The organism is Sphingomonas hankookensis, from assembly GCF_001619955.1.
Lineage (GTDB): Bacteria > Pseudomonadota > Alphaproteobacteria > Sphingomonadales > Sphingomonadaceae > Sphingomonas > Sphingomonas hankookensis_A.
On record NZ_LQQO01000013.1, the window covers coordinates 1 to 9890 of the forward strand.

At 62.4% G+C, this 9890-nt stretch carries 10 protein-coding genes; 6 read left to right on the forward strand and 4 right to left on the reverse strand.

The window, feature by feature from the left end; translation table 11 throughout:
* Positions 1–114 precede the first annotated feature (114 nt).
* Positions 115–681, forward strand: a complete 567-nt coding sequence (locus AVT10_RS08660; protein ID WP_066689896.1) for a TetR/AcrR family transcriptional regulator — start codon at positions 115–117, stop codon at positions 679–681.
* Positions 682–1036: 355 nt separating this feature from the next.
* A complete protein-coding gene (locus AVT10_RS08665; RefSeq protein ID WP_038069700.1) occupies positions 1037–1681 on the forward strand; it encodes a recombinase family protein in 645 nt (214 codons plus the stop codon).
* Between the two features lie 23 nt (positions 1682–1704).
* On the opposite strand, the gene AVT10_RS08670 is transcribed toward AVT10_RS08665, so the two are convergent.
* Positions 1705–3138, reverse strand: a complete 1434-nt coding sequence (locus AVT10_RS08670; protein WP_226341918.1) for a transposase — start codon at positions 3136–3138, stop codon at positions 1705–1707.
* Positions 3139–3469: 331 nt separating this feature from the next.
* Here AVT10_RS08670 and AVT10_RS08675 point away from each other — a divergent pair, with 331 nt between their 5' ends.
* The 3 genes from AVT10_RS08675 to AVT10_RS08685 all read left to right on the forward strand — a co-directional run bounded on the left by AVT10_RS08675 (position 3470) and on the right by AVT10_RS08685 (position 6769).
* Positions 3470–4408: a replication initiator protein A gene (locus AVT10_RS08675; protein ID WP_286165232.1), complete on the forward strand. Its 939-nt coding sequence runs from the start codon at positions 3470–3472 to the stop codon at positions 4406–4408.
* 484 nt (positions 4409–4892) lie between these two features.
* The gene (gene repC / locus AVT10_RS08680; RefSeq protein WP_066689897.1) at positions 4893–6134 is read left to right on the forward strand and encodes a plasmid replication protein RepC; all 1242 of its coding nucleotides are present in this window, start codon (positions 4893–4895) and stop codon (positions 6132–6134) included.
* Positions 6135–6493: 359 nt separating this feature from the next.
* Positions 6494–6769, forward strand: a complete 276-nt coding sequence (locus AVT10_RS08685; protein WP_056433691.1) for a hypothetical protein — start codon at positions 6494–6496, stop codon at positions 6767–6769.
* Here the strand turns inward: AVT10_RS08685 and AVT10_RS08690 are convergent.
* The 3 genes from AVT10_RS08690 to parA all read right to left on the reverse strand — a co-directional run bounded on the left by AVT10_RS08690 (position 6736) and on the right by parA (position 9233).
* Complete coding sequence (locus AVT10_RS08690) at positions 6736–7653, reverse strand: lytic transglycosylase domain-containing protein (RefSeq protein ID WP_066689898.1); 918 nt, start codon at positions 7651–7653, stop codon at positions 6736–6738. The genes AVT10_RS08685 and AVT10_RS08690 overlap by 34 nt on opposite strands.
* Positions 7654–8355: 702 nt before the next feature.
* Positions 8356–8607 (reverse strand): plasmid partition protein ParG, encoded by a 252-nt coding sequence (locus AVT10_RS08700; RefSeq protein ID WP_056433695.1) that lies wholly within the window; start codon positions 8605–8607, stop codon positions 8356–8358.
* Positions 8604–9233, reverse strand: coding sequence for a ParA family partition ATPase (gene parA, locus AVT10_RS08705; protein WP_056433696.1), 630 nt, complete (start codon positions 9231–9233; stop codon positions 8604–8606). The genes AVT10_RS08700 and parA overlap by 4 nt, the downstream gene beginning before the upstream one ends.
* A gap of 151 nt (positions 9234–9384) precedes the next feature.
* Between parA and AVT10_RS18930 the strand changes: the two genes are divergently transcribed.
* The gene (locus AVT10_RS18930; protein ID WP_420038500.1) at positions 9385–9828 is read left to right on the forward strand and encodes a DUF7146 domain-containing protein; all 444 of its coding nucleotides are present in this window, start codon (positions 9385–9387) and stop codon (positions 9826–9828) included.
* Positions 9829–9890: the final 62 nt, after the last annotated feature.

The following is a 9890-nucleotide window of genomic DNA, read 5'->3' on the forward strand; positions in this document are numbered from 1 at the left end:
ACAGGTCACTCATCCCGGTCTCCTTGCGGAGCCGGAATCAGATCGCGACGCTCACATCAATGGGTCCTGACCCTAACGACGCGGGGGATGCCAGGCCGCAGGAAGCGTCCCGAGATGCGGATGGAGACGCGGGCGCGACTGCTAGACGCCGCGATCGGGCTGATCGTCGCGAGCGGGGTCGCAGCCGCCTCGATCCGCGGCATCTGCGAACGCGCTGGCTTCTCGCAGGGCGCATTCTATTCGTATTTCGCCAGCAAGGACGATCTTCTCTTCACGCTGGTCGAAGAGCACATGGCGAGCCTGGCCCGAAAGCTCGACACGTTGGTGGCGGATACCCGTCATCAAACCGCAGAATCCATCTTGGATACGATCGGGCGCAGCCTGGATGCCCTGTCCGTTGATGCGCGTCATTCCGTACTGATGGTTGAGCTTCACCTTCACGCACGACGCAATGCGCCATTCCGCACGCGCTTCGAACCGGTCAAGGTCGCGTACGAGGCCGCCTTCGCCGACGTCACCTCCCATCTGTTGAGGCGTACCGGCCTGACGCCAGCGATGCCGAGCATCCAACTGGCGCGCATCCTTCTCTCGCAGTGGTCCGGTTCGATCCTTCAAGAAGTGCACGATCCCTCTCCCTCGACCCAGATGCGTGAAGTGTTTGCCGCACTTGTGAGAAACTGACGCCGAACGTCCCCGGCCTGAAGGGCCGACAGGATATGACAACTTGTCACTCACGATCAGGGTCTGCCTCGTCCACGGTGCCACGGCAGGATGGCAGCAGGGCAACCCGCAGATCAAGCCGAAGCGGTTGGAGGCTGCTTCCGGTCCGGGTACGCACTCCCGAAGCAGACCCCAACCGCGCATTGCAATGACGCGCAGGCGCTCATCGTGATTGTCACTGGGCAACAAGAAAAACGACCGGTTTTCTGGCGATTGCTGTTTTTGCCTCGTCCCCCCTGCCTTGTGGTCGGAATACCCGTTGCGGAAACCACCAGCACATTGCAGGGTGTCAGATATCTTTTCTGGCAGGGTGGCGATGCTCATCGGATATGTGAGGGTGTCCAAGGCTGACGGATCGCAGACGCTGGCACCGCAGCGCGATGCGCTGCTCGCCGCAGGCGTCGATGCCTCGCGCATTTATGAGGATCTCGCGTCGGGTCGTCATGATGCACGTCCCGGCCTGACTGCCTGTCTCAAGGCATTGCAGCCCGGCAATACACTGGTGCTCTGGAAACTGGATCGCCTCGGACGCGACCTGAGGCATTTGGTCATCACCGCCGAGGCGCTGCGTGAGCGCGGCATTGGGTTGAAGGTGCTGACCGGCGCCGGCGCGCAGATTGACACCACCACCGCCAACGGCCGCCTGGCCTTTGGCATCTTCGCCGCTTTTGCAGAGTTCGAGCGCGAGTTGATCGCCGAGCGCACACAGGCCGGCCTTGCCGCGGCACGCGCGCGGGGGCGCATGGGAGGGCGACCCCGCAAGATGGACAAGGCAACGCTGGCGATAGCGATGGCCGCCATGTCCGATCGCAACGCGATCGCAGCCGATGTCGCGCGCCGTCTCGGGATGACGACGACGACACTCTATATGTACGTGAACGGTGACGGCACGCCCAAGGCGCCGGGCCAGGCACTGCTCGACGGTGTGCCATACCGCAAAGAACGGCTGCAAGCCGCGTGATAGATCACGCCGCGCCTCAGCGATCAGGCATATCGTCGAGCAGGCGAGGCGATCACGTCGTGTTCAATCGACCGGGCCGAGATCGCAGCCGGCGTCAGCGCTGCGGGGACGCATACTCCCCGGCGCGGCTTGCCCGTCAGCCGCTGGGGTCGCGCCAGGACCATCAGATTCATCACCGCCGCGCCGATCAGGAACTCTTCTTCCGCTCCGCGGATACCGCGCAGGTGAAGCCGCCTCATGCCATGCTTACCCTTGGCGTCAGCGAAGAACCGTTCAACCCCGCGCCGCAACCGCATAGACCGCTTGTAGAGCCCGGTTTCCACTTCGGCTCTGGCAAGATCGCGGACGTCCTCATCGTCCAGCCGAACCAGGGTACGACGCCGCGCCGTCGTGCATTTCTTCCGAAGCACGCACGCCTCGCAGTCACGCGCATCGGCTGCATAACGGTGTACGCCGGTGGGCAGATGGAAGGCATGATGTCGGAGCGGCTTTCCGGTCGGACAGGTAAAGCTGTCAATGTCACGATCATAGCTGAAGGCCGTTCGCGGCAGCTTGCCCTTGGTCTGTTGCGTACGGTCGATTACCGGAATGTGCGGGATTGCGCCGTGATCCCTTACGAAGCCGAGGAAGTTGGCGCTGCCATAGGCTTTGTCGGCCGCAACCCGCTTGGGACGATAATCAAAGCGATCGGCCGATCGCTCGAGCATGACGCGCCCCGCATCAACTTCCTCCGCGAACCGAGCCGGTGTCGCCTTCACATCGAGAGCGACGCCACTCGGGGTGTCGACCAGCGCATTCAGGGCGTAGCCGAACCGGCCACGCACCGTTCGCGCCGACCAAGCCGCGGCAGGGTCCGTTCGAGAGACGCCTTGGCAGCTTTTCGAGCGCGCCATTTCAAAGACGGCATCTCCAGTGTCGTGCACCCACTCCCTAACCGCGCGCGACGCGTTGGCGACATACGGCAGGTAGCCAGGAACGGTCTTGCGCTGCCAGCTCGCATCAGCCGCTATGAACGATGCATCGATCGCGGCGTCTTTTCCGCCAATCAGTCCTTCACTGATGCAGCGTCGGACCGTGCTTTCGAACAGGATCCGGAACACGTCGGCATCGCGGAAACGACCGTGCCGGTTCTTGCTGAACGTCGAGTGGTGCGGAACCTTGTCTCCCGGCGCGAGACGGCAGAACCAGCGATAGGCCAGATTGTAGCGCAGCTCCTCACACAGGCGCCGTTCGGACGTGATCGCGTAAATGCGGCCGACCAAGGCCATGCGGATGAGGAGTTCGGGATCGATCGATGGCCGTCCCCTTGCGCTGTAGTGACCGGCCAGTGCCTGTCTCAACTCGCCGATGTCGAGACATCGATCGACGCGACGCAGCAGGTGGTCTGCGGGCAACATGGCTTCTATGGTGCGGCGGGACGCCCCTTCCCGCTTACCGCGACAGGCTGGTCCCATCATAGCGACGCTCCTTTCGGCAGGGGTGAAACGAAGGAGCAACCCGGCATGTCCGGCATTTTTCAACAGGCCCGGTCGTTTGCGACGAAGCCGACCAACCCCGGTGCGGGTCTCGTAGGCGTAGTCGATAGTACGAAGTTGGACCGAACTGGCAGGCACCCTCCCCTCGGAAGGCTGCGTTTTCCGCCCGAAACCCGCCTGAAGTTCGTGGTATCGCCTACGCCTCACCCCATGACCGGCCTTACGGGTCGACCGGCTCGTGGTATCGCCTACGCCTATGGTGTCGCCGCGGTTCGGACGCGCGTGAGCCGACTGGATGACGACGGAGTTGGTCATGCCGAAGAGTAAGGCGGCCGAACCAGGCCTGTCGAAAGATCGGGCGCCGGCCGGCACTGCCAAAGACGCAGTGGTTCCGATGCAGGGCGACCTCTTCTCCATGGACAGCCCACTACGCGGTGGTGTTCATGGCGAGCTATCGCTGATGGCATACCCCTTCTTCGCCCTTACGAAGCAGGCATGGATGAAGCCGCTTGCCTACAGCACCGGCGAGATCAGTATCGAGGTGCAGCCTGGCCATAAGGGTGTCGCCAACATCTACGATAAAGAGGTTATCCTCTACATCGCCAGCCTTATGGCTGCGAAGATCGAGAACGGCGAGCCAGTAAGCCAAAACTTCCAGTTCACTGCCAATGACTTCTTCCGGGTCACCGGCGCTACACCGTCATCCAACGCGTACACAAGATTGTACGAGGCATTGGAACGACTGCAGAGCACGCAGATCAAGACTGACATCGAGACTGGTGGCGAGGGCGAAGCGGGATTCTTCTCCTGGGTCGAGACTGCCCGCCTTCAATATACCAAGACGCGAACCGGCGAGCGCAGGCTCAAGGCCGTGAATGTTCGTCTGTGCGATTGGCTGTTCCGGGCGATCCTCAAGGATCGAAGTGTCATGCAATACGCACCCAGCTACTTCCAGCTGAGCCCGATCAACCGTCGGCTCTATGAAGTCGCTTGCTTCCTGCGCTTCTCCGGCGTGACGTCGATAAGGTTGGGTGATCTACAACACCAGATCGGCCATCAAAGCCTGACCCGGCTCTTCAAGCCTTACGTTGTCGAGGCTGCAAACGGCACAGTCCCGGGCTTCGAGTTTTCTATCCAGGCGGCCGAAGGCGCCTCAAAAAGCAGCAAGGTCTCGGACGAGGTTGTTGTCATTCGCGAGGTTCCGACTGTCCTGGCGCCGATGAAGCGATCGAAAGCTGCTTCCGAGAACTGATCGGATTTGATCTCGACAGTCGCAGAGGCGACGCATTCCACCCGGCCCACCTTGTCAGCACTGCCGACCGCGTCGGAGGCCAACTACCATCCGCTGGGGCGTAGCCGATACCACGAACTTTGCCTTGCCGCGTAGTCGATACCACGAACTTATCGCCGCGGGCGTAGTCGATACCACGAATCTTTTCCGGCGAGCGTAGCCGATACCACGAATACTCGTGGTTTCTTAACCTTTGCATCTGCGGCACTGTGCTCGGGCGACCTTCCGTCGCATTTTCTGGAGCTATGACCGTGGCCACATAAACGAATGCCCGGCACGAAGGCCGGGCACCCTGGAACCGTAAGATGGGCAGCGTCGCCAAACGCTGACCGGTCCGCGATAGGCCTCCCATCTAGACGATCCTGACACCTGGTTCAAGGGAGCGCGATTCGCGCCACGCACGAGTTATGCCTGCTGACGGTCCCTCCATCCGAGGGGGCGAACGATGAACTATACGCAAACGGCTTTCACCGGCCGGACCGGGGCGCGGCCGATCACGGCACTGACGCGCGAGCTCACCCGGAGGATGAAGGTCGTCGACGAGAGCGCCGTCCAGATATCCAAACAAGACGCTCGCAGGGTCGTGAAGGCGCTGAAAGGCGCGATCGCGGTCAGCAACGGCGCGATCGAGACGCTAATGGATCTTGTCCAGCTCACCTGGGAGGCCGACTGGGCCGCCGACCGCCCGCTCGTCGTCTGGCCGAGCAACCAACATCTTGCGGACGAGGTCAGGAAAACCGTTGCCTGCATCAAGGCGCGGCTGCGTGAGCTGCGCGCCGCAGGCTTGATCCTCGCGCGAGATAGCGCCTCGGGACGTCGAAGCGGTTTCCGGAACCGTGACGGCGTCATCGTCGAAGCCTACGGCCTCGATCTCTCCCCCATCCGGCTGCGCTATGCCGAGCTGAAGGAAGCCGGCGATCGCCTCAACGCCCTCTATGCGCTCTTCAAGAGCGGCAAGAAGGAGATCGCGCGTGTCCGCCGGATCGTCGGACAGGCACTCGCGCAGGCCGCTGATCTGAGCCTCACCGGACCGCACTGGATGGCACTCCAGGACGCGATTGACGAGATCGCGTTTGCTGCGGCGCAGGCCAGGACTATGGGCGACCGCGAAGGCTACCAGGCCGCGCTCGACCGTCTTCCTGGCGTTGAGGATCTCGTCGGAGAGACCATCGATCGCTTCATGTTTACAGAGGAAAATAACCCGTCGGGGTCATCGGTATCACCCGACATACACATACAAACCATTCCCTCTGAAAATACCGTACATGCTAAGCGAGAATGTAGTTCTGACCCGGAGGTGAGCCTTCCCGATCAAGCGGTGCTGCCCCCCTCCCCTTCTCAGAGCAGCCTCAAGGTGCGGCCTTGCGACCTCGCGGAGATGTTCCCGACAACCTCGATGTATCTGACGGAGGCCCGACCGCGGTGGCCGGACGTCCATAACGCCGCGGCGCGGCTGCGGCATGACCTTGGCATCCGTTCCGGAACGTGGGTGGATGCAATCGATACGCTGGGCCGGGACGGCGCTGCTGTCGCGGTCATGATCACCGCGGAGAGAGAGGCGCGCAATGAGATCCGCCTTACAGCCGGGGCTTATTACGCTGGGATGGTCGCGCGGGCGAAGCGCGGCGAGCTCGACCTTCAAAAGAGCCTATGGGGTTTCAGGACCGAGCGAATGGCTGCGCATTGATGGCCAACCCCTGCCAAGCTAGCAACGAGAGGCCTCCCGCCCCTCGCCTGCTTCTTCCAATCAGGCAGGCTGTGAGGTGGCCGGAGACGCATTCAGCTCGAAGCAGTGTCCTTCTCGGCATCTTCTCGGCGACCCAGAAGGACGAACGCCGCGAGCGGTACGGCGGCAATCGTCGCCATTGCGGTGACAACGATGGGCCACGTTCACGCCTGGGCGATCCGCTGGTAGTTCGTCTGAAACGGGAGCCCCGCATCGATCCCGTCGGCCACGTAGAGCACTCACGCGTCCGGCCAGGTTGGTAACTTTGCACCCACAAGAGGGTTAAGCGATCGTCAGCATCTTGCTGCTAGGTGGTCGATATGCCCCAAGCGACACTCCAGGCCTGGCTCTCCCTCTATGCCGCCGTCGGCGTCATGGTCGCGATGTGCGCCGTCTTCGCGGTCATCAAGACCGCCTATGACTATCGCACGGGAAATAGCCGGCTCCCTACCACGACCATGCTCGACAAGGTCCTCGTCGCGCCGCGGCTGTGGGTTCGTTGGCAGCTCAACTACCTCCTGGGTGCACCGGCTATACTCGGGATCGCGATCTACTTTGCCCATTACCTCGGGTTCGGCACGCTCGTCGACGTGTAAGCCAGCAGCTGGACCCCCCTGCCCCGCCAGCCTGCCGCACTCGGCATCGCGGCGGTTTGCACGGATGCGGCTCGATAGGCACCGCTGCTCCACCCCTTGGTGATCGCCGCAACGTAATCGATCGTCTCCCTGAAGGGTGGGATCCTTCCCAAGGTTCGTACCCTGCCAGGGCCGGCGTTGTAGGCCGCCAGTGCGAGATCGACGCGCTTGAACTCGTCCAGGTGAGACCGAAGGTATCTGGCCCCTCCCCTCAGATTGGCCAGCGGATCTCGGGAGTCGAGAACACCCAGGCCGCGAGCCGTGTCGGGCATCAACTGTGTCAGGCCTACCGCGCCCTTGTTTGAGACGATCAGCGGATCGTAGCGGCTTTCCTGGGCGACGAGCGCATCGAGTAGCCCGGTAGGCACGCCAGCCTCACAGGCGACGGCGGAGATGAGAGGGAAATAACGCGCTCGGCGTGCCTCCTGCCACGGAGCCAAATCTCCTCGCGGACGGTAAGGCGTCATCGAGCAAGCGGCCGGACTGTACATGTAAGGCGCGACGACGCTCTGAGCGACCTGAGCCGCACCCGTCATCACCCTCCCCGTCTGCATCCAAAGCGGAATCGCAATCGGCGGGCTTGGAACGTCCGTGGTCGTATGTGCTTGCTCGGCCAGGGCGATGCTCCGGAAGTCATCCTGTAAGGCTTCCGGCGAAACGCCCTGCTGCTCGCTTGATGGTGGAAGTGGCTTCGGCGCCGTGCGGCCTACATCAATCACCACACCGTCAGCCAAATCACGGAATGCGACCAGTTCAGCTTGCCGCTGGGACGCGTCGGCAGGGCCGAGGGCGACGGAAGCCGCGACCAATCCTGTGACTAATCTCAGCGCGCCGGGGTGCTTCATTTGTCGAAACAGCCATCGGACGGAGGCATGGTCAACGTGGAAAAAAATTACCCTGCCCGGGAGGAGAGCGCATCGGGAACCCGACTTTGCGCTTAAACAGATTTACGACGAAGCGCATCTACTGAAATGCGGGCGACATCACTGTCGAAGTGGCTATGCTCCGCCGTCCGCGAACATAGTGACGGAGGAAGGCTCGCCAGCGAGGAATGGGTTGGACCAAACCCTGGACGCGCCGTCATGCCAGACCCGAAAGGGCACGCCGGCGAAGATGGCGAGGACGGTCGAGCCGTTTGAGAGAGGAACGGTGCGTTCGATGCGTTGCCCCCCTGCCCGGCTCTTCTTCGTCGCCGAGCCGCTTAGCTTTTCGCCAACCGTGGCTGTCCACGTCTCCCCGTTCGATCGGAACGTGATCGAGCGGATGCGTTTGCCTGTCGGCGCCGGTGCACACCCGCAGGCCAGCGCGAGCTCATTATACGCTTGCTCTTGGTCCTTGGCCGGAACGCCCGGCACGAAGAAGGTGGACCCCTGCCCTGTTGCCACTCGCTTGAACCTTTCATCGAACCGGATGCTATTCCGCGATCGGGGGAAAGGGGGATCGCGATAGCCAAGAACGCCATTCAGACAACGCATTTACGGAAAAGCGGTGATACAGAAAGACACATCGCCGGCTTTACGGCGACACGCCGACGCGCAAAGGCGGAATTACGGCGTTTCGTATTTCTGTACCAACAGATCTCGGACCTCGTCAGCGATCTTCGTTCCCCGCATCGCGCACTGTGACTTGATCGTGCGATGAAGGCTCTCCGGTATGTCGATCGTCAAACGCTTCATCTTGACGTCCGCGGCGGGCGTTTCGGCAAGCTTCTCTGCTCCGGCTCCCACCCAGGCATCGGCGCCAGCGGCGGGAGGCGCGCCAGCCGTTGGGCGTCGGCCAATCGTCACTTTCTTGGTCATGCCACAAGCTCCATTAGTTCGGCCCGTACGGCCTCGATTTCCGCTGCCGCCGCACTCTTGCCGTCGATCTCGAAAACAGCGCGCCCAGTGGCCGCTGCCTCGGCAAACACGACGCGCTGGACGATCTGCGCCGTCATGGTCGGGATCTGATATGCTGCCAAAGCCTCAACCACGTCGCGCCCAATCGCCGTTTTTGCGACTTTGCGATTTACCACAAATGTGGCCTTCAGGCTTTCCTTAAAAACGGACGCTTCGACGATAAGCTTGACCACCTCGTCCGCGGCCCAGATGTCGTAAGGCGAAGGCTGGACAGGGACCAGCACCACATCCGCCGCCATGATCGCCGATCGCGCCAGCTCGGTCACACGAGGCGGTCCGTCGATGACGACATGATCGTAGCCCTGGCCGATCTGATCCAACTCTTTGTGGATGGTCGGTCGAGGGAAGCCGACCACCGAGATCATCGGCTGCTCCTCGCGAGCCGCAGCCCAGTCGAGCGAACTGCCCTGGGGGTCGGCGTCGATCAGCAACACGCGCGAGCCGTCGCGTGCGAGGCTTGAGGCCAGGTTCACGCTCAGGGTCGTCTTTCCGACGCCGCCTTTCTGGTTGAGCAACGCAACGATCATGAGAGGGACCTTCCGTGGAAACGTGTAATCGTAAAACCTGCAAAACGTAAAGCCGTCTTATCGGCTTGCCGCTTCGTCGTCTACTCGCAAACCCTGCGATGTGCTTTTCTGTAGGAGGGAAGAGGGCGGGAGGGGGTGAAAGGAGACGGGAATGTCCCTGATCGCTCTCAGACCCACCCAGCGCGTTGTCGATATCGTGGGTGCCCTCGGCGGCACCTGGCGGGGCTATATCGCTACCTGCCGCTGCCCAGCACACCAGGACAGCGATCCCAGCCTGTCCGTGCGCCAGGGGCACGACGGCATTCTCGTCCATTGTTTTGCCGGTTGCGATCCGGGGGACGTCCTGCGCGAAATCTCCCGCCTACGACCCTCCGGAAGCCATCAGCCACCGCCCGCCCGGCACCGCCCTGGCGGGAGCAACGTCGGACGGCTCTGGGAGGAGGCCCTTCCCGCGGACGGTACGGCAGCCGCTGAGTATCTCGACGGGCGGGGCCTGCGCCTGCCACTCGACGATATCCGCTTTCATCCACGCTGCCCGTGGGGTCCAAAGCCTTCCACGCGCTTGTGGATCGGCGTGGAAAAGGGACCCCGGTAGCGGGGTGATCGGCGTCGAAAAGGGACCCCTCATCCCGTTGGTCTAGGCTGTTCGCTTGGCGG